Origin of the sequence: Fictibacillus norfolkensis (assembly GCF_014836645.1) — a bacterium.
Lineage (GTDB): Bacteria > Bacillota > Bacilli > Bacillales > Fictibacillaceae > Fictibacillus > Fictibacillus norfolkensis.
Map to the genome: position 1 here is coordinate 424,544 of NZ_JACSQM010000003.1, position 19,030 is coordinate 443,573.

23 protein-coding genes are annotated in these 19,030 nt (G+C 39.8%); all 23 read right to left on the reverse strand.

Features of this window, described 5'->3' with window-relative positions; genetic code table 11:
- Positions 1–4 precede the first annotated feature (4 nt).
- Positions 5–493 carry a chemotaxis protein CheD gene (locus tag H9648_RS09395; protein WP_191753606.1) on the reverse strand — a complete coding sequence of 163 codons (489 nt, stop codon included), beginning with the start codon at positions 491–493 and terminating at the stop codon, positions 5–7.
- Entirely contained in the window at positions 486–1,118 is a 633-nt protein-coding gene (locus H9648_RS09400) for a chemotaxis protein CheC (RefSeq protein ID WP_191753607.1), read from the reverse strand. The genes H9648_RS09395 and H9648_RS09400 overlap by 8 nt, the downstream gene beginning before the upstream one ends.
- Position 1,119: 1 nt before the next feature.
- The gene (locus H9648_RS09405; RefSeq protein WP_370629964.1) at positions 1,120–1,584 is read right to left on the reverse strand and encodes a chemotaxis protein CheW; all 465 of its coding nucleotides are present in this window, start codon (positions 1,582–1,584) and stop codon (positions 1,120–1,122) included.
- Between the two features lie 11 nt (positions 1,585–1,595).
- Positions 1,596–3,602: a chemotaxis protein CheA gene (locus H9648_RS09410; protein ID WP_191753608.1), complete on the reverse strand. Its 2,007-nt coding sequence runs from the start codon at positions 3,600–3,602 to the stop codon at positions 1,596–1,598.
- Between the two features lie 18 nt (positions 3,603–3,620).
- Positions 3,621–4,667 (reverse strand): protein-glutamate methylesterase/protein-glutamine glutaminase, encoded by a 1,047-nt coding sequence (locus H9648_RS09415; RefSeq protein ID WP_191753609.1) that lies wholly within the window; start codon positions 4,665–4,667, stop codon positions 3,621–3,623.
- A gap of 7 nt (positions 4,668–4,674) precedes the next feature.
- Positions 4,675–5,532, reverse strand: coding sequence for a MinD/ParA family protein (locus H9648_RS09420; RefSeq protein ID WP_191753610.1), 858 nt, complete (start codon positions 5,530–5,532; stop codon positions 4,675–4,677).
- On the reverse strand, positions 5,525–6,646 hold the full coding sequence (gene flhF / locus H9648_RS09425) for a flagellar biosynthesis GTPase FlhF (RefSeq protein WP_191753611.1): 1,122 nt from the start codon (positions 6,644–6,646) through the stop codon (positions 5,525–5,527). Before flhF ends, H9648_RS09420 begins: the two co-directional genes overlap by 8 nt.
- Complete coding sequence (flhA, locus tag H9648_RS09430; RefSeq protein WP_191753612.1) at positions 6,646–8,679, reverse strand: flagellar biosynthesis protein FlhA; 2,034 nt, start codon at positions 8,677–8,679, stop codon at positions 6,646–6,648. Before flhA ends, flhF begins: the two co-directional genes overlap by 1 nt.
- Before the next feature lie 23 nt (positions 8,680–8,702).
- Positions 8,703–9,782, reverse strand: coding sequence for a flagellar biosynthesis protein FlhB (flhB, locus tag H9648_RS09435; protein ID WP_191753613.1), 1,080 nt, complete (start codon positions 9,780–9,782; stop codon positions 8,703–8,705).
- Positions 9,783–9,786: 4 nt separating this feature from the next.
- Positions 9,787–10,557 carry a flagellar biosynthetic protein FliR gene (fliR, locus tag H9648_RS09440; RefSeq protein WP_144700757.1) on the reverse strand — a complete coding sequence of 257 codons (771 nt, stop codon included), beginning with the start codon at positions 10,555–10,557 and terminating at the stop codon, positions 9,787–9,789.
- 4 nt (positions 10,558–10,561) lie between these two features.
- Positions 10,562–10,831 carry a flagellar biosynthesis protein FliQ gene (fliQ, locus tag H9648_RS09445; RefSeq protein WP_066393686.1) on the reverse strand — a complete coding sequence of 90 codons (270 nt, stop codon included), beginning with the start codon at positions 10,829–10,831 and terminating at the stop codon, positions 10,562–10,564.
- A gap of 13 nt (positions 10,832–10,844) precedes the next feature.
- Positions 10,845–11,525: a flagellar type III secretion system pore protein FliP gene (gene fliP, locus H9648_RS09450; RefSeq protein WP_137789655.1), complete on the reverse strand. Its 681-nt coding sequence runs from the start codon at positions 11,523–11,525 to the stop codon at positions 10,845–10,847.
- Positions 11,518–12,189: a flagellar biosynthetic protein FliO gene (locus tag H9648_RS09455; protein ID WP_191753614.1), complete on the reverse strand. Its 672-nt coding sequence runs from the start codon at positions 12,187–12,189 to the stop codon at positions 11,518–11,520. The genes fliP and H9648_RS09455 overlap by 8 nt, the downstream gene beginning before the upstream one ends.
- Before the next feature lie 6 nt (positions 12,190–12,195).
- A complete protein-coding gene (locus H9648_RS09460) occupies positions 12,196–12,558 on the reverse strand; it encodes a response regulator (RefSeq protein WP_191753615.1) in 363 nt (120 codons plus the stop codon).
- A gap of 18 nt (positions 12,559–12,576) precedes the next feature.
- Positions 12,577–13,713, reverse strand: a complete 1,137-nt coding sequence (gene fliY / locus H9648_RS09465; protein WP_191753616.1) for a flagellar motor switch phosphatase FliY — start codon at positions 13,711–13,713, stop codon at positions 12,577–12,579.
- The gene (gene fliM / locus H9648_RS09470) at positions 13,707–14,699 is read right to left on the reverse strand and encodes a flagellar motor switch protein FliM (RefSeq protein ID WP_137789658.1); all 993 of its coding nucleotides are present in this window, start codon (positions 14,697–14,699) and stop codon (positions 13,707–13,709) included. Before fliM ends, fliY begins: the two co-directional genes overlap by 7 nt.
- A gap of 34 nt (positions 14,700–14,733) precedes the next feature.
- The gene (fliL, locus tag H9648_RS09475; RefSeq protein WP_191753617.1) at positions 14,734–15,162 is read right to left on the reverse strand and encodes a flagellar basal body-associated protein FliL; all 429 of its coding nucleotides are present in this window, start codon (positions 15,160–15,162) and stop codon (positions 14,734–14,736) included.
- Entirely contained in the window at positions 15,163–15,375 is a 213-nt protein-coding gene (locus H9648_RS09480) for a flagellar FlbD family protein (protein ID WP_191753618.1), read from the reverse strand.
- A gap of 48 nt (positions 15,376–15,423) precedes the next feature.
- Entirely contained in the window at positions 15,424–16,347 is a 924-nt protein-coding gene (gene flgG / locus H9648_RS09485) for a flagellar basal body rod protein FlgG (RefSeq protein ID WP_191753619.1), read from the reverse strand.
- Between the two features lie 83 nt (positions 16,348–16,430).
- A complete protein-coding gene (locus H9648_RS09490; RefSeq protein WP_191753620.1) occupies positions 16,431–16,805 on the reverse strand; it encodes a TIGR02530 family flagellar biosynthesis protein in 375 nt (124 codons plus the stop codon).
- A 12-nt stretch (positions 16,806–16,817) separates the two neighbouring features.
- Positions 16,818–17,273, reverse strand: coding sequence for a flagellar hook assembly protein FlgD (gene flgD, locus H9648_RS09495; protein WP_191753621.1), 456 nt, complete (start codon positions 17,271–17,273; stop codon positions 16,818–16,820).
- A 3-nt stretch (positions 17,274–17,276) separates the two neighbouring features.
- Positions 17,277–18,437 carry a flagellar hook-length control protein FliK gene (locus tag H9648_RS09500; RefSeq protein ID WP_225218831.1) on the reverse strand — a complete coding sequence of 387 codons (1,161 nt, stop codon included), beginning with the start codon at positions 18,435–18,437 and terminating at the stop codon, positions 17,277–17,279.
- A 26-nt stretch (positions 18,438–18,463) separates the two neighbouring features.
- Positions 18,464–19,030 (reverse strand): MotE family protein, encoded by a 567-nt coding sequence (locus H9648_RS09505; protein ID WP_191753623.1) that lies wholly within the window; start codon positions 19,028–19,030, stop codon positions 18,464–18,466.

Consider the following 19,030-nt stretch of genomic DNA (forward strand, 5'->3'; position numbering starts at 1 on the left):
TATTTTAGATTACTTTTGTTCCTGCATTAACCGTCTTAATCGTTAATACAGTGTTCTCAGGGTTGAACTCGATCGTCCTTCCACTAGAACCTCCTACATCGCTTGCTAATAATGGAATCTTTAGAGATGATAGCTCTTCTTTAACACGTTCAACGTTTCTTGGGCCAATTCGCATCATTTCACTTCCTGAGGTGAACTTAAACATCTGTGCACCCCCAGCTATCTTTGCTTTTAAGCCTTTTCCGTTGGCACCACTCTTGATCAGCATGTCGTAAAGACTCTTAATCGCTGTATCCGCATATTTCCCTTCATTCAACGTGGGAGTTTTGGAAAGTGACGAATCCGGAAGCATGATATGCGCCATCCCTGCGATTTTTTTTACTTGATCAAAAAGTATGACGCCGACACATGAACCAAGACCTGTTGTTCTAATTGTGTTTGGAGGGGAAACGATGTTAATATCAGCGATTCCCACCTTTATGATTTCACTCATCCAACGGAACTCCTAATGCATGAAAAATTTTAGAGAAGGATAGAGGGTCAGGCAACAGAAAAAAGTGTCCTTTTACCTCGTCTTGCCTTTCTATATCCGTAAAAGCAGTATCGATAACAATGGCATAATCACTTACAGCAGATATTTCGAACAGTCCAAAACTCAATATCGCTCCTGCCATGTCAATGCTTGTTGCAGGAACAGACGGCTGTAAATTGAGCCCTGTAAAATCAGAGAATGAAGTCAGATATGAACCTGATAGAATGTTACCTACCTCCTGAAGAGCAGATAATGCAATGTCAGATTCATCTCCGCTCGATAAATTCACTGTTTGGCCGACTAATAAATCTTCTAAAAGCTGCTCAGCTTGTTCAACAGGAAGCATGAAGAACATACAACCGGGAGCATCTCCTACGATTCTTAAGAAAACGGAAGCCACAACGTTCTCTGCTCCTCCGACCATCTCAGAAATTTCTTCAAATGAGATGACATTCACTGAAGGAACTTTCATATCAACAGCTTTGTTCAACATCGTCGACAATGCTGTCGCTGCATGTCCTGCTCCAATGTTACCGATCTCACGTAAAACATCTAGATGGATAGGCTGAATTTTTAGAAAATCCATCTTAATGGATACTCTCCTTAGTTGGTTGGACGTCCAGTTTTTCTGGATTCAAAACCTTAACAAGATCAAGCAGGATCAATAGTCGCTTTTCAATCTTTGCAACCCCTTGGATATACTCAGCATCTACACCGCCCACTACTTCAGGAGGGGGCTCGATCGACTCTTTATCAAGATCGATTACGTCGTTTGCTGCATCTACAATGAGTCCTGCTTCAATCGTACCTACAGACACAATGATGATTCGAGTCGTATCCGTATGGCTTACTTCTTCGATCTCGAATCGAGAACGCAAGTCAATAATGGGAGTAACGACTCCTCTTAAGTTAATTACACCTTTTACAAACGATACTGTTCTTGGAATTCTTGTGATCGGTTGCATTCTTTCAATCGATTTCACGTGCTGAACAGGAACTGCATACTCTTCATCTTTTAATTGAAATATGATTACTTTTTCTTCATTCATCATGATTAACCACCTTATTTAATGAGTGCGTTGCAATCGAGAATTAATGCTACTTGTCCATCTCCTAGAATCGTTGCGCCAGAGATAGCAAATACCGATGTTAAATACTGACCGAGTGATTTCAAGACGATCTCTTGCTGTCCGATAAACGAATCAACTGCTAACGCTGCCATCTTATCTCCTTTTCGTACTACGACTACAGGAACGTGCTGACCCGATTCAGTTGAACCAGGGACTTCAAAAATATCTTTCATGTTCACAAGAGGTACAACTTTACCTCTAAAATCGATCACTTTCTGATTATGAGCGGAAAGGATTTCTTCTTTTCTAATAATGGCTGTTTCAATAATTGATGATAACGGAATCGCATATTTCTCACGACTGATCTCAACGAGCATGACAGACATGATCGAGAGGGTAAGAGGAAGCTGTATGGAAAAGATCGTTCCTGATCCTTCCGTTGAATCGACAGTGATAGAACCACCTAACGATTCAATTTTGTTTTTTACAACATCCAACCCTACTCCACGTCCTGAGATGTCAGAAACAACATCTGCTGTAGAAAATCCGGAAGCAAACAATAATTCAAAACACTCTTTATCGGTCAAATTTTCAGACATTTCTTTTGTGAGGATTCCATTTTCGATCGCTTTACTTAATACTTTTTGTTTATTTATACCCGCTCCATCATCTTGAATCTCAATAAACACGTGATTTCCGCTATGAAAAGCTCTTAAATAGATGGTACCTGTTTCATTTTTACCTTTAGAAGAACGTACCACTGGGTTTTCAATGCCATGATCAATCGAGTTTCTAAGTAGATGAACAAGTGGATCACCGATCTCATCAATTACGGTTCGATCTAGTTCAGTTTCTGCTCCTACGATCTCGAGGTTAACTTTTTTACCAAGATCTTTCGCTAGTCCTCTGATCATTCTTGGAAAACGATTGAAGACTTGCTCTACTGGAACCATTCTCATCGTCAGGATGATGTTTTGCAGATCTCCTGACACACGGGACATTCGTTCAACAGTCTCATTCAGTTCCATGCTTTTTAATGATTTCGATATCTCTTCTAGCCGACCACGGTCAATGACAAGTTCTTCAAACAAGTTCATGAGCTGATCAAGCCTCTCGATATTGACACGAATGGTTTTCCCGCTGCTACCAGCATTTGAAGTTTGCTGTACTCCACTCTTTTTATCTTGTGGTGATACTTCTTGTTGCTCTAATTTGTCATTCTCTTCCCTCTCGGAATTTGACGATATGTTAAGTTGATCTGCCTTAATATCAATCACTTCTACTGCATCAATCTCAGAAACTTTTAAGATACGTTCTTTAACGTCTACGGCGGACTCTTTCGTAAGGATAGAAAGAGTAAAATGTGTTCCAAATTGTTCTGTTTCTAACATATCTACCGCTGGTAACGTCTTAATGATCTCTCCGATCTGTTCGATCACTTCAAATACCATATATACTCTGGCTGCTTTTAAAATACAGTCTTCTCTTAATGAGATCGATAACTCGTATGCATGAAATCCTTGTTCTTTTGATTGAATGATGATCTGTTTTTCATATTGATCATAATCTTGCAATGAACCGGCTTCATTGTTCGCTTCAGCTTGCATCGATTGTGGAACCTCTCCCTTTTCAAGTGCCTCTAACTCTTTCACTGTCTCTGCAACATCACGTTTTCCGCTGCCGCCTTCTGAAATTTCAACCACCATCGCTTCTAAGTGATCAAGTGAAGCGAAGAGTACATCTAGAACTGAAGATGAAACGTCTAATTTGTTATTGCGAATCGCATCAAGAACATTTTCCATACAATGAGTAAGGTTAGCTAGATCTTCATAACCCATCGTAGCCGACATTCCTTTTAATGTATGAGCAGAACGGAAAATCTCATTGACAATTGAAAGTTCACCTGGTGTTTTTTCCAGCAGGAGTACTTGTTGATTAATAGACTGTAAATGCTCTTTGCTTTCTTCAATGAATATGTCGAGATATTGTGTCAATTCCATCGTATAATTCCTCCTATTTTACAAATGGTTCAAAATTGCTGATCCAATTAACTCTAAATGAACAATTTCATCTACTTTCTTCGTAAGAACAGCGGTCTTTGGCATTCCATAAACAACGCAGGACTCTTTTGCCTCTGCAATAACTACCGTTGAACCCGCTTCTTTTAAATCTACGATCCCTTCGGTGCCATCAGAGCCCATACCCGTCATGATGACAGCGATCTTTTGGTAGTCTTTAAGTTTGCTTGCAGAACTGAACAGTACGTTTACTGCTGGTCGATGTCCTCCTACAGGATCATCTTTATGTAACGAGACGTACAAGCGCTCCATTTTCTCGTAAAGTCGTACATGAAAACCACCTGGTGCGATGTAAACATAACCTTTTTGTAACAGCTCATGATCCTCTGCCTCTTTTACAGAAACGTTTGATAATGAATTCAATCGATCTGCTAACGATTTCGTAAACCCTGCGGGCATATGCTGTACGACAACAACAGGTGCATCTAAGTCCGTCGGAAGCTTTGTGATCACTTGTTGTAATGCTCTTGGACCGCCAGTGGATGTACCGATCAAGACCAGCTTGTCTTTGTGATCTCTCTTTAGGATCCTCTTCTGCCTATTGGTTTCAAGTTTATATGGTGATAGAGCTTTTTTTGTAGCTATATTTGCTTTTGAAGATGTGATCACTTTTTCTATTAAACTATTTTTCACTTTATGTAAATCTAAGGATATTGCACCTGATGGCTTAGCGATAAAATCAATAGCTCCTGCCTCCATAGCTAGAATCGTATTTTCTGCACCGACTTTTGTTGTGCTTGATAACATGATGATCGGAACAGGGGAGCTGTTCATGATGGCTCTTGCAGCATCAATGCCATTTAATACAGGCATTTCAACATCCATCGTGATAACATCTGGTTTTAATTTTAATGTTTTATCAATTGCTTCCTGTCCGTTTCTAGCTGTATCGAGCACCATAATCCTAGGATCTTCACTTAAGAACTCTTTGATCAGCTTTCTCATAAAGGCAGAATCATCTACAATTAGCACTCTGATCTGTTTCATGCAGCATCTACCTTTCTCTGAAAAATGACTTCAACTTGCCGATGAAAGACTTATAAGATACTTCTTGCTGTTTCACCGTACCAACATACGTTTCCGCTAACTGATATACAGCTTTGGAAGCTAATGAGGATGGCTTATGAATAGAGAAGGGAATCTGTTTTTTTACAGCATGCCATACATCTTGATCCATCGGTATCTGTCCTAAACAGATCAGCTCTTTTTGTAAGAACTGTTTACAAACATGGCTTAATTTTTCAACCGTATCTCTTCCTTCTTTTTGATTTTCATATCGGTTGATAACTAGATAGAAGGGAAGTTCTTTATCTTTCATATAAATGAACTTCATCATAGAATAGGCATCTGTTAGTGATGTGATCTCAGGTGTAGCTATCACCAATACCTCATGGCTTGCAAGCACAAATTTTAAAGCTGTTTCTGTTGCACCTGCACCCATATCTAAAAAGATAAAATCATAAAATCTCTCTAATTCTTCTAGTTGATTCATAAAATGTACCAACATCTCATCCGTTATGCTTGTCAGAGAACCGAAATTCCTACCGCCAGCAATCGTATGAAGTCCGTCTTTACCCTCCTCGATGATCTCCCATACAGACAATTGATTCTGAAGCATATCCATCAAATGTTTGTGAGATCTTCTTCCGAGAATTAAATCTACATTTCCCATACCTATATCAAGATCTAGTACTAAAACGCGCTTTCCCATTGAAACCAACGAAAGGGCAAGATTCACCGTGATGTTCGTTTTACCGACGCCGCCTTTACCACTGACTACAGAGATTACTCGTGCACTGTTTGCCGACGCAGAGACTAATTGTTTTCGAAGGCTAATCGCTTGATCAAGCATGATGTGACTTTTCCTTTAACAGCATCTGAATTAGTTCATCCGCGTCAGCCTCAAACATATCGTCAGGGACGTTCTGGCCGTTTGTTACATAGCCGATCGGTACATTGTTTAAGATTGCAAGATTAAGTAGTGAGCCATACGTCTTTGTTTCATCTTTCTTCGTAAAGATCACTTTATGAACAGGTAGACTCTTAAACTGACTATAGATGGTTTCCATATCGCGATATTTTGAAGTTAATGAAAGGACGAGGTAGTTTTTCATATCTTTATCAAAATGGATGATACGCTGAAGCTCTTCGATATAAAAACGATTTAAAAAATTTCTGCCTGCAGAGTCTACGAGAACTAGATCATAATCTTCAAACTTTTCTTTAGCTCTCTTAAAATCATCCGCTGTATAAGCGACCTCACATGGAATGTTTAAAATCTCAGCGTACGTTTTTAGTTGGTCGATAGCAGCGATCCGATATGTATCAGTCGTAATAAACGCTACTTTTTTCCCATCTTTTAAAACCGCTTTTGCTCCGATCTTGGCTATCGTCGTTGTTTTACCAACACCAGTAGGTCCGATCAAGTTCAAGAATTTCGTTTCATAATGAAAACCACCAAACTCACTTTTAGCCATTCTTGCACTTAAAAAGCTGCTGATCCACGTATTCCAGTCATAGTTGTCTCTTTCCATTTCATCTTGACTTTCATATTTAGTGGATAAAGAAGGAATAAGTTCTTCTCGTATTGTAGAGTCAACTTCTTGATTAGAAAGAAATGTTTCCCATTCTTTAACAAATGGTGCTGTATCTTCTGGAATCTTGGATTGTACGGTCAACGTGTGAACCATCTTCTTCAGTTGACGAATCTCCTTCGTTAATTCCTCTTCTTGATACACAGGTTGCTGTTGTTTCACAATATTCTTGTTATGATTCTTCGTTTGATGATAATCTACGTCTTGATCCAATCCAGCGAAAATTTCAACGTTCTTCTTTGTAAAGAATCCGAAGATACCTCCAACTTGAACTTCTCTTGTATTTAATATGACTGCACCGCTGCCAAGATCTGCTCTTACTAACTTCATAGCTTCTGGCAAGTTCTGTGCTGTATACTTCTTCACTTTCATCAGATGTTCACCACCCCTACACTTTTCACTTCTAGCTCAGGTTCCAATTCGTTGTATGATAGAACCGCTACATCCGGAAGATAACGCTCAATGAGTTGCCTTACGTACATCCTTACAGCAGGTGAACATAAGAGAACAACGGATTGGTCAAAGCTTCGTCCTGATTCAAGTTCAGATGTAATGCTGTCAAAGATCACTTGAGAATCTTGCGGATCTAAAGAAAGGTAATTGCCGTGTTCTGTTTGCTGAACAGCATCAGCTATCTTTTTTTCTACCGATCCGCCAAGTGTGATAACATGCAGCGGTTCATTTTCATTACTATAGCTTTTTGATATCTGTCGGGCCAAACCTTGTCTTACATACTCTGTTAATAGATCTGTATCCTTTGTCATCTTTGCAAAATCTGCTAACGTTTCAAAGATTACCGCTAAGTTTCGGATCGAGATTCGCTCTCGTAAAAGTTTGGATAATACCTTTTGAACTTCACCGATCGTAAGGGCATCTGGCGTTACTTCTTCGACAATGGCTGGATATGATTCTTTTAAGTGCTCTACAAGTTGTTTTGTTTCTTGTCTGCCGATCAGTTCATGTGCGTGTTTCTTGATCACTTCTGTTAGATGTGTTGAGACGACTGAAGGTGGATCTACGACAGTGTATCCTGAGTATTCAGCTCGTTCTTTCATCTCTTCACCGATCCAGATGGCCGGCAGACCAAATGCTGGTTCCATCGTTTCGATACCTTGCACCTCTTCATCATCGATACCTGGACTCATCGCTAAATAATGATCCAACAGCAACTCACCTTTTGCGACTTGACTGCCTTTTATTTTGATTCTGTATTCATTCGGCTGAAGCTGGATGTTGTCGCGAATCCGAACGACCGGTACGATCATTCCAAGCTCTAAAGCAAGCTGCCTTCTGATCATTACGATTCTATCCAACAGGTCACCGCCTTGAGAAGTATCAGCTAACGGAATGAGACTGTAGCCGAATTCAAATTCGATCGGGTCGATCTGCAGCAGATTCACAACAGATTCAGGACTTTTCAGCTGTTCAGTTTGAATATCTTCTTCAACCACTTCTTCTTTTTCTTTTTGTTCACGCTCGGCTTTTAAAAGAAGATACCCCCCGATCGCTAAGATCCCGCCGATCGTAATTGTAAAAAAGTCATTGATCGGTGTGAACAACCCCAGCATGATGATGGTTCCTCCAGCAACAAAAAGCATGATAGGATACGCAAGCAATTGCTTGCTGATATCAAATCCTAAGTTTCCTTCTGAAGCCGCACGCGTCACGATAATCCCTGTCGCTGTCGATATGATCAGCGCTGGAATCTGCGATACTAATCCATCACCAACCGTCATTCTTGTAAACAATTCTGCACTCTCACCAAAGCTAAGGCCCATCTGAAGCATTCCGATGATGATTCCGAACAACATATTGATCAAAACGATGATAATACCAGCAATTGCATCACCTTTAACAAATTTACTCGCTCCATCCATCGCTCCGTAAAAATCTGCTTCTCGTTCAATTGTTTCACGTCTTTCTTTCGCTTCCCGATCTGAAATCATGCCAGCGTTCAGATCAGCATCAATACTCATCTGCTTACCAGGCATCGCATCAAGTGTAAACCTTGCAGCAACTTCTGATACACGTTCAGATCCTTTCGTAATTACGATAAATTGAATAATAATTAGAATAAAAAATACCACGATACCAACAAGAATATTTCCACCTACAACAAATTCACCGAAAGTATGTACAACGTTTCCAGCATCTCCTGTTGAAAGGATGCTTCTCGTTGTCGAAACGTTTAGCCCTAGTCTAAAAAGCGTCACTAACAATAACAATGACGGAAATATAGAAAATTGGAGAGGCTGTGTTGTGTTCATGGCAATTAATATGATTAAAAGTGCCAGAGATATATTCGTTATGATTAAGAAATCCAACATAAACGTTGGCATTGGTATGACGAGCATGGCGATTATGAGAATAACGCCTGCTAAAACACTCATGTCTCTAGCTTTCATCTGTAAACTCTCCTATTCATTCCTTACGCTTTTTTCTTTACACGGTATACAAAGGCTAAAATTTCAGCTACGGCTTTAAACAGATCTTCAGGAATCACATGCCCGATCTCAACACGAGCGTACAGCGTTCTAGCTAGAGGTTTGTTTTCTACAACCGCCACGTTATGCTCTTTTGCGATCTCTTTGATGCGTTGAGCGATTAGATCTACTCCTTTTGCTACTACTACTGGAGCATCCATGCTGTTATCGTCATACTTTAAGCAGATCGCGTAATGTGTAGGGTTTGTGATGATAACATCTGCCTTAGGCACTTCTTGCATCATTCGCCTCATAGCCATCTGTCTTTGTTTTTCCTTGATCTTCCCTTTAATCTTAGGATCACCTTCAGATTTTTTGTATTCGTCTTTGATATCTTGTTTGGACATCCTAATATTTTTTTCAAAATCGTATTTTTGGTACATATAGTCAAGAAACGCAAGAAAAAGTAAAACGAGTGAAGCGGCAAAGCCCATCTTGACTGCCAGTCCTCCGAATACAGGAAGTGACGATTCAATACTCACTAAGCTCATTCTTAAATAAATATCTCGCTCACTCCAAAGGATAAAAAATGTTACACCACCGATTAGCAGAATCTTAAGCATCGATTTAGATAGTTCAACAAGAGCCCGCACAGAGTAGATTCGTTTAAATCCAGATAAGGGATTGATCCGTTCAAGTTTCATCTGAATCGCCTCTGTTGATAGTAAAAAGCCAACTTGTAAATAGTTTCCTAAGACTCCAGCGATCATAGCCGCAATCATTACAGGTGCTATGATGATAGCGACTTCAAGCGAAAGCTCCCAAAACAGTTTCGGAATACTAGATTCCGTAACATGATAAAGCAATTTTTTATCTAGACTATAAGCCAAGAGGTGAAGCAATCTTTGCCCCATCCAACTCCCCATAAAGGATAGAAACATAACGGATGCAAACAGCACTAGTGCAGCATTAATATCAGCACTTTTGGCTACTTGTCCTTTTTTTCTGCTTTCCTGCCTTTTTTTCGGTGTTGCTTTTTCTGTCTTTTCTCCTGAAAAGTATTGTAGATTGATCGGATATCTCATCGATTTAAGCCCCTAACAATTCCATTAAGTTAATCATGCTGTCACGCATCTGATCGACCAGCATCTGAACAGATACAAAGAATGCGGGCATTACTACTAAAAACAATACGAGAGCAATTAAAATTTTCACCGGCAGACCGATAACAAAGATGTTCATCTGCGGTACGGTTCTGGCTACGATCCCAAGTGCAAGGTCGGCTAAAAACAACGTGCCAACGATAGGAATCGCCATCTGAAGAGCAACTAAGAACATTCCTGAGAACACACTTAGTACAAACTTCATGACCCCGCCATCTCCAAAATTTGATATGGCCGAATCAATGGGTAAAAATTGATAACTATAAAAGATTCCATCAAGTAACATGTGATGCGCATCGGTTGCTAGCAAGAAAAGAATGGCAAACGTATACAGATATCTCCCCATCAATGGTGTCTGGATGCCTGTTTGCGGATCGAACACGTTCGCGATCGCAAAACCCATCTGTAGATCAATAAATCCGCCGGCAACTTGAATCGCGTAAAAAACGATCGCTGCAATAAATCCGATTGTTAGTCCTACCATCGCTTCTTTTATGATTAATAGAAAAAATGTAGCATCCAATGGAATTGGTTTTGGGTCAACAGCGTACAACATGATCCAAGACAAGAATAACGATAATCCGATTTTATGCATCACAGGTAAATTTTTATTGGAAAACACAGGAATTGTTAAGAAAAATGCCGATACTCTAGTTAGGATTAATAAAAAAGCAGGGAAAGCCACTAAATCTACCATTTCTTCATCCTATATAAGTGTGTAAATTTTGGAAGATATTTGATGTGAATCCTAGGATTTGAGAAAGCATCCACGGTCCAAAAAACACGAGTCCTACTAACACGGCGACAATCTTTGGTATAAATGCAAGTGTTTGTTCCTGAATCTGTGTTGTTGCTTGAAATATACTGACGATCAAACCTACGATCAGCGCTAATAACATGAGCGGACCGCACAAAAGCAAGGTCATGTATACCCCTTTTTCTGCCAAAGAAATTACAAATTGAGAATCCATGTTTCCACCTGCCCTAATAGCTTAATAGCAATGATTTAACGATGAGGTACCAGCCATCAACCAGTACGAATAACAAGATCTTAAATGGCAGTGATATCATAACGGGCGGCAGCATCATCATCCCCATAGCCATTAAAATAGACGCAACGACCATATCAATGATCAAGAACGGTACAAAAATCATGAATCCAATCTGAAAGGCTGTCTTTAGTTCACTTATTGCAAACGCTGGAACAAGTGTCGTTAACGGAATATCTTTAATACTTTCTGGCTTTTTTGCACCTGAATATTCCATAAACAGCATCAGATCTTTCTGACGTGTATGTTTTGCCATGAACTCTTTGATCGGAAGACTTCCCTTATCAAACGCCTCTTCTTGTGAGATCTCACCTTTTACTAACGGCTGGACCGCTTCTTTGTTTACCTCATGCATCACTGGCGCCATGATAAAAAAAGTTAAGAACAAGGCAATTCCAATCAAAACTTGGTTTGGAGGCATCTGCTGCGTCGCTAGTGAAGTTCTAACAAAAGATAAGACAATAATTATCCTCGTAAAACAAGTCATAAGAATTAAGATACTTGGAGCAAGCGAAAGGACTGTTAAGAGCAGCAACAGCTGAATCGTAGTTTCCATGTTCGCTGGATCGCTATTATTAATAAAATCCAAGTCTAATCCAGGAATAAATTCATTCATGATGTTTCCCTTTCTCTAGCACTCTCTGAAGTTCTTTTTGCTGATTCTTCTTATCTTGAACGATCGATTGCAGCATATTCTTAAAAGATTGCGTCTGATCTTTTGTTTCTGCTGTTCCTGTTTCACTCGAAGTCTTACTGGACTCTTCGGTTCTACTTTTCATCCATTTTTGTTTCAATTGGTTCGTCATCGTTGAAACGTTTTGGGAAGGTCGCTGATCGAGCATCATCTGAACTTCATCTTCATCGGTAATCTCTTTTAGGAGTGTTACCGAATCTCCAACACCTACCACCAAGACAGAATTACCTGTTTTGATCAGTTGTACAGAACGATTCTGTCCGATTCCGATGCCTCCCAAAGACTGAAGGTTTTTCCCATCTTGAAAACTGACAGATTTTCTTTGAATAAAGCGTAAAACAAAAAACAAAATCGCTAGAACGATACCAAGCATAAACACGAGCTTGACGAGCATCATAAATGTGCTTTCACTCTCAGAGCTGACAGGGCTGCTATCTGTTGGTGCTTTTTCCTTCTCACCCTTTTGATCTGAGTTATTTATGGTGTCATAAACACTTTTCCCTGAACTGCTGCCTTCCGCTTGTACACTAAATGGTACAAGCGAAAGACAAACTGCTGCAAAAAGACTAATTAACCAACGATACATGTATGCTTATCCTAAAGTTTTCTTAATCGCTTCGATTACACGGTCAGCTGCAAACGGCTTAACGATAAAGTCTTTTGCCCCAGCTTGGATCGCATCGATTACCATCGCCTGCTGCCCCATCGCTGAACACATGATAATCTTTGCTTCAGGATTCGTTCTCTTGATCTCTTTTAAAGCTGATATGCCATCCATCTCTGGCATCGTGATATCCATCGTAACGAGATCTGGTTTTAACTCTTGGAATTTCTCGATCGCTTGCGCTCCGTCTGCTGCTTCACCTACAACATCAAATCCGTTCTTAACTAAAATATCCTTGATCATCATTCTCATAAATGCTGCATCATCAACAACTAAAATACGTTCTCCCATTTCACTTACCTCCGATAATTATTTCAATTTTTCTAAACGATCACGCTGACTTAAAATCTCTGTTACACGTACTCCGAAGTTCTCATCGATAACAACAACCTCGCCTTTTGCGATCATCTTTTGGTTTACAAAGATATCAACTGGTTCTCCAGCTAGTTTATCGAGCTCTACGATCGAACCTTGAGACATTTCCAAAATATCTTTAATCGTTTTTTTCGTTCTTCCAAGCTCAACCGTCACTTGAAGTGGAATGTCTAACAGCATGTCTAAATTCTTCGTATCTCTTTGGTTCGTCTCATAATCTCCAAAGTCAGAAAAGCTTGCCGGCTGAATGGTAACATCTCTCATCTGCGATTGATAAGCAGGCTGAGGGTCATTTCTTGGCTCACTATGAACCCGTTCTTGATAATGATCTACCGGTGCAGATGGTGGAGCGACTTCTTCATGTGGTACATAATCAGCGACCGGCTCTTTTCCAACAACTGGTTCAGGATTCATCAACTTATGTACAAGGTCCTTTGAGAACTCAGCATCAATGAGCTGCATGATATTCGAATCGATCAGTTCACCCACTTTAAGTCGGAATGAAACTTTAACTAAAATCTCTTCATCAGGAATCAAACTCGTGTTTGATTCAACATCTAGAAAATCAATTTTAGGTGGAGAGATATCTACTTTTTTATTAAAGATCGTAGACATCGACGTGGAAGCTGATCCCATCATCTGATTCATCGCTTCACCAACAGCACTTAATTGCAATTCTCCAAAATCCGGAGAAGGATTTGTACCTTCACCACCAAGCATCAAGTCAGCAATGATCTGTGCATCTGTTTTACGGATCACTAACAAGTTAGCTCCTTCGATGCCTTCTGTATATGTAACCTGAACCGCTACATGCGGAATCGGAAACTCGTCTTTTAACTCGGTGCGTTTAACAACTGTTACCGTTGGAGTCGTGATGTCTACTTTTTGATTCAACAACGTAGATAGAGCTGTTGCAGCACTTCCAAATGAGATGTTTCCGATCTCACCTAACGCATCTCGTTCGATCGATGATAGGTATTCTTCAGTTTCGGTCGCTCCGGACGAGGAAGGACTTCCACCATTCAACAAAGCATCAATTTCGTCTTGTGAAAGCATATCTCCACTTACCATTGATCCTCATCCTCCTTAATGGTTTCGATAATTTGAACGGCTAGCTTTTTCTTCACCTTTCCGGGTTGACCGTAGAACTTCGGATTGTTTTCTACTTTTATCACCAGCGGTTGGTTGATTCGTTGATCTAGTTCAATACAGTCACCGATTGATAAGTTTAGAAACTCTTCAATCGACATATCTGAAGATCCTAATTCAACTTTAAAAGGCAAGAAGGCGTTCTTTATCTTTTGTTCAATAAATTCGGTCTCTCCTGGAATTCGTGTTTTCTTTTTATTCTGCATCCAATGATGAACAGAGAGCTTCGGGATAATCGGTTCTATGACAACATGTGGTAAGCAGATATTGATCATTCCGCTCGTTTCACCAATCGTCGTATTCAGTGAGATCACGACTACCGTTTCGTTCGGAGAAACCATCTGTAAAAATTGTGGATTCACTTCCAAATCGAGCATGAACGGCTCCAGTTCGATGACACTTGTCCACGCTTCTTTAAAACTATCAAGTGTGTTCTCAAATAACTGATTCATGATTCTCGTCTCGATCTCAGTTAAATTCTCGATCTTATTCATTCCAGCGCCGCTGCCACCCATCACTCTATCAAGCATGGCGTATGCGATATTCGGGTTGACTTCCATTAAGATGCGTCCTTCAAACGGATGTGCTTCAAACACATTCAACAAAGTCATCTTTGGAACAGAACGGATGAATTCTTCGTATGGAAGCTGATCAACAGAAGCAACACCAATCTGGACGTACGTTCTAAGCTGAGCTGAAAAGTAAGTCGTTAAGAGTCTTGCAAAGTTCTCATGCAATCTCGTTAAACTACGAATCTGCTCTTTTGAAAAACGTAGGGCTCTTTTAAAATCGTAAACTTTAACCTTATTCTCTGACTCTTCCTTTTTAAGCTCTTCTGCATCCATCTCTCCTGTGGAGAGGGCGGAGAGAAGAGCATCTATTTCGTTTTGTGACAAAACATCAACCAAGAGTCTCACCTCTTTTCATGCCGTTTTTAGTGAATTATTGTATGATCTTTTGAGTTGTGTAGACTCTGACTACTTTCCCATCTTGCATAACCTTATTAATCTCTGTTTTCAGTTTGTTCTCAAGAGCGATCAAACCTTGTTGGCCTGATAGTTCTTCTGTTTTCTTGTTCGAGATCTCATAGATGATAAGGTTGTTCACTTGGAACAATCTTTTCTCAAGTTCGTGTTTAGCATCTTCATTATCTGCTTGAATCTTGAACTGAATCTTCACATAAGACTGATCTGCAAGATTGGTTGTCATTTCATTGGTTTCGACCATCAGCTTGTCCAGCTCTTCTGCTGTAGGCTCAGAAGCTTCGGTCTTAGGTGAGAACTGCTTAAACCCGTAATATCCTGCTGCACCGATTAGACCGATCGCTACAAGCATGGAGAGCATGATCGTTACCGCTTTATTTTTTCCCAACTACAGACCCTCCTTTTTCTGACTTAGTGGCAACAGCGTAATATTTCGATAAAACTCTGAGATCAGTTGAGCAACCTCTTCTTCACTTTCTTTAACAACAAACTTTTTGCCTATAGTTAAAGTGATCGTAGTATCCGGAAAAGATTGGATCTGTTCGATATAAATCGCATTCAGCGTAAACGTATTGCCATTTAGTTGTGTTAATGAAATCATGAGTTTCGGAGCTAAGCCGGTTCCTGCTTGCCCCTACCTCCCTTCACGTTAACGTTTTAAGTTCACTAATTCTTGAAGGATCTCATCCGATGTTGTGATGATTCTTGTATTCGCTTGGAATCCACGCTGTGCAACAATCATCTCCGTGAACTCTTCAGATAAGTCTACGTTGGACATTTCGAGAGCACCTGCTACTAGTGTGCCTGCTCCGTCAGATCCTGGTGCGTACATATCATCAAAAGTTGTAGTAGCTCCACCTACAGTTTTATCCATCTTCCCAGAGTTTCCGGTTTCCTTATAAAGGTTTGAGCCAACCTTTTCTAGTCCTTCATTATTTGGAAACTTTGCAATACCTATTTCCCCTGCAGTTTTCAAAGCTCCAGTTGCATCTACATAGTTAACAACTCCATTACTTGCGACACTAAAACTTTTAGCGTCAGTTGGTATCTTAATTGCACCAAAACTAGTTTCCAATCCATTTCCTGTTGAATTAGCAGATCTACCAATTAAATAGAGACCATCGGAATTGACTAAAAATCCACTTTTATCTAAGTAAAAATTTCCTGCTCTTGTATAATTCATATCCGGAGTACCTGCAAAATTATTTGGCGCTACATCAGGAGATCCAGCTTGAGTTAAATTTCCAGTACCTACAATGAAGTATCCATCTCCTGAGATTCCTAAGTCTAAAGGTCTTCCAGTAGTTTGCAGACTCCCTTGTGTATGAACAGTATCAATTGTAGATAATTGCGAGCCCAGTCCAACTTGTTTAGCGTTTACCCCACCTCTTCCACCAGCACCTGCAGTTGGAGCTGCTGCCCCAGCAATCTGCTGACTCACAAGGTCCTTAAAAGTTGTACGGCCTTTCTTAAATCCGTACGTGTTTACGTTTGCGATGTTATTACCAATTACATCTAGCTTCACCTGAAAGTTTTTCATACCACTAATTCCTGAATACATAGAACGTAACATTTGTTTTTATCTCCCTTACTTGGTTTAATAACTGCGTCTGTCAATCGGCAGTTCTGTGAGCCTCCTGTAAAGGTCCAGCTCGTTTATTCGTCTATGACGATGGCACCATTGATGTTTGTAAAGATCTGAGATGTACTTTCGTTTCGATCTAACGCTGTTATCACAGTTTGATTTGGGGCATTCACGACTAGCGTGACATTCTTCATGATCACTAATGAGTCTTTAATGCCTTTTTGTCCAGCTTCGATCATCTTTTCGCTTATCTTGTTCCAGCTTGTTTCTGAAATCGTAATATCTCTATCTTGCAGTCTTTTTTGAGCGTGTTTACTAATGGTGAGTTGGTTCTCAAGCTCTTTATGAAAAACGGACTGAAAAGATTGATCTATTTTTTTCTGCTGTCGATGTTTCGGGTAAAGCATCGGCTGGTACAATTGATGAGCGTTTATACGTTCGCTCATGTTATCCACTCCTTACTTTGCCTGATCAGATATTTTGATCACTTGGTAACTTGTGATCTTTGTTCCATCACTCATTTCCAACATGACAGATCCTTTTTCAAATAAAACAGATTTCACTACAGCATCTTTTTCTTCTATCTTTTTGTTACCGTCTGCATCTATTGTTTCCGTTTCGTAGGTTACTTGTTTTCCGATCATCTGGCTCTGTTGTAATAATGAAGATTCTGTTTGGAACGATAGGAATTGCTGCATCGTTTGGTTCATGTTTGTCATCTGTTCTAGTGATGAAAAGCTTGCCATCTGTGCGATAAATTCTCGGTCTTGCATCGGACTTGTAGGGTCTTGGTTTTGAAGCTGTGTGATTAAAATCTTTAAAAAATCATCTTTTCCTAAAATGTTTGAACCTGTTTGCTTTGTTTTTGCTTGATAATTAGAAAGCATCAGATCTTCAGAGATCTTGGTCATCATTCATCACACCTTTTCGTTTAATACCAATTGTGATAATTGTTCATCAAAAGATAGTTGATCGGATTTCTCATCTTCAGACATGTTCTCATCTGCTTGCTGCTGATCTTCATATCCTCGACTATTCTCATCACGGAAATCAAAGGTCTGTTCGTCTCCGTTTAGAAAGACATCAATCTTTTCAAAATCTATATCTTGACTAGTGAAAGCTTGTTTCAACTGTGTGAGCTGACTATCCAAGGCATCTTTTGCACCTTGACTGGATGCAATGATCTTTGCAGTGATCTCACCATGTTTTTGGATAAGCTGTATCTCGATGTTTCCAAGATGTTCAGGTGTTAACCGGATCTGCATCTTCGTAAATCCAGATTCTGTAACGAACAGCTTTCCTCTTGAAATAATTTGTTGAACTTCACGTACAAACTGCTCTTTTTGTCCTTCTCCTCCAGTAACAGGTACCTTCAGTGTCCATTGTTCTAAAGGAGAAAGTGGACTCTGCAGCGTTTGTAGTTCTTTAGAAGCCGAAACATTCGGTTCGATTGATTTTGTTGTTGGTACGTATCGCTGAAAGGCTTGGTCCGCAAAGCTCTTCACCTTTTTTTCGGCCGATATTGTCTCAAAAACTTTTAAGAAAGCGTTCTTATCATTACTTGATGACTCGCTTAGAAGCTTTTTGATCTCTCCAAAAATCTGCTCTGTTTGTTTTGTTAGAGAATCTTTTTGATCAAGCTTTACTCCCGGAAACCATCGGCTGATCAAATCTGTGATCTGCTTCTGGTCTTTTTGCGAGAATGGCTCGGCTTCTTCGTTAACAACAAGCTGTAACAATAGTGCTAACTTCAGCTCAGATGAAGGGTTTATTGCAATCTCAGAGAAATCAATCTCGCTCTCAAGAAGCTTTTCAACAACTTCTTTTATTTCAGGCGGCAGATCGTTTAATAATGATTGAACGGTTTCGTTATTTAATAGATCTGAACTCCATTCAAGTCCCTCAATGTTACCTAAAATACTAGCGATCATATCTCCTATACCTTCTGTAACTCCCTCATTTTCAATAGCTGAAGATGCTAGCAGTTGAGAAAAGAGAGAATCCATGCTGATACTCTTTTGAAAAGATCCTGATGCTGGTGAAGACTGTATTCCTGAAACCGCTGGCTGCGTAATCATTATTTGCACGTTTTTCACACCTCCTTCTAAAGCGTTTTGTTTGCCATGAGTACCGTAAGCTCTGCTGCACGTTTTGCATCAAGTTTGGATAGAATCTCAGCTTGCGTTTCAGATTGTAATAGCATCAAGATGCTCATGATCTGATTGTTATTCATTTCTCTCATTACTGCTGCAGCATCTTTTGCTGACATTGCTTCATATAGTTTCTTTAATTGCTCATTCTCTTCATCTTTCACAGTAGTTTCAGCATCTTCTACTTGCTTTTCTAATAGCGCGATATTGCTCTTTAAATCTGTTACTTCTTTTTCTTTCTTTTGCAGATCAGCAGACAATACTTTAATGTAATCTTCTTGTTCATCGAACTTTGATTTCCACTGCTTTTCTTGTACGTTGCTTGTTACAGCTACTTCCGTTTTCTCGGTAAAAATGTTTTTGATTATGGGTATGTTCTTACCCGTGCTTTTTGCTTCTTCCCATACGTTCACTCCCATAAAAGAAAGGACGATTCCAAAAACAGTCAGTGCAAAAACGAAAGGTACGAATACTACTAATAAAAACCAAACCATTCTGCTGGATTTTTCGTTCTGTTTCAT

Coding starts and splice junctions, on each gene's coding strand:
- fliQ (WP_066393686.1), bottom strand. CDS start 10,831: ATGGATTCTCAATTTGTAATTTCTTTGGCAGAAAAAGGGGTATACATG.
- flhF (WP_191753611.1), bottom strand. CDS start 6,646: ATGAAAGTGAAGAAGTATACAGCACAGAACTTGCCAGAAGCTATGAAG.
- H9648_RS09400 (WP_191753607.1), bottom strand. CDS start 1,118: ATGGATTTTCTAAAAATTCAGCCTATCCATCTAGATGTTTTACGTGAG.
- H9648_RS09455 (WP_191753614.1), bottom strand. CDS start 12,189: ATGTATCGTTGGTTAATTAGTCTTTTTGCAGCAGTTTGTCTTTCGCTT.
- H9648_RS09410 (WP_191753608.1), bottom strand. CDS start 3,602: ATGGAATTGACACAATATCTCGACATATTCATTGAAGAAAGCAAAGAG.
- flgD (WP_191753621.1), bottom strand. CDS start 17,273: ATGATGACCAAGATCTCTGAAGATCTGATGCTTTCTAATTATCAAGCA.
- H9648_RS09460 (WP_191753615.1), bottom strand. CDS start 12,558: ATGGGAGAACGTATTTTAGTTGTTGATGATGCAGCATTTATGAGAATG.
- flhA (WP_191753612.1), bottom strand. CDS start 8,679: ATGAAAGCTAGAGACATGAGTGTTTTAGCAGGCGTTATTCTCATAATC.
- H9648_RS09395 (WP_191753606.1), bottom strand. CDS start 493: ATGAGTGAAATCATAAAGGTGGGAATCGCTGATATTAACATCGTTTCC.
- flhB (WP_191753613.1), bottom strand. CDS start 9,782: ATGAGATATCCGATCAATCTACAATACTTTTCAGGAGAAAAGACAGAA.
- H9648_RS09500 (WP_225218831.1), bottom strand. CDS start 18,437: ATGATTACGCAGCCAGCGGTTTCAGGAATACAGTCTTCACCAGCATCA.
- fliY (WP_191753616.1), bottom strand. CDS start 13,713: ATGGTAAGTGGAGATATGCTTTCACAAGACGAAATTGATGCTTTGTTG.
- H9648_RS09480 (WP_191753618.1), bottom strand. CDS start 15,375: ATGATTTCATTAACACAACTAAATGGCAATACGTTTACGCTGAATGCG.
- H9648_RS09405 (WP_370629964.1), bottom strand. CDS start 1,584: ATGATGAATGAAGAAAAAGTAATCATATTTCAATTAAAAGATGAAGAG.
- fliR (WP_144700757.1), bottom strand. CDS start 10,557: ATGGTAGATTTAGTGGCTTTCCCTGCTTTTTTATTAATCCTAACTAGA.
- fliP (WP_137789655.1), bottom strand. CDS start 11,525: ATGAATGAATTTATTCCTGGATTAGACTTGGATTTTATTAATAATAGC.
- H9648_RS09415 (WP_191753609.1), bottom strand. CDS start 4,667: ATGAAACAGATCAGAGTGCTAATTGTAGATGATTCTGCCTTTATGAGA.
- H9648_RS09505 (WP_191753623.1), bottom strand. CDS start 19,030: ATGAAACAGAACGAAAAATCCAGCAGAATGGTTTGGTTTTTATTAGTA.
- flgG (WP_191753619.1), bottom strand. CDS start 16,347: ATGTTACGTTCTATGTATTCAGGAATTAGTGGTATGAAAAACTTTCAG.
- H9648_RS09490 (WP_191753620.1), bottom strand. CDS start 16,805: ATGAGCGAACGTATAAACGCTCATCAATTGTACCAGCCGATGCTTTAC.
- H9648_RS09420 (WP_191753610.1), bottom strand. CDS start 5,532: ATGCTTGATCAAGCGATTAGCCTTCGAAAACAATTAGTCTCTGCGTCG.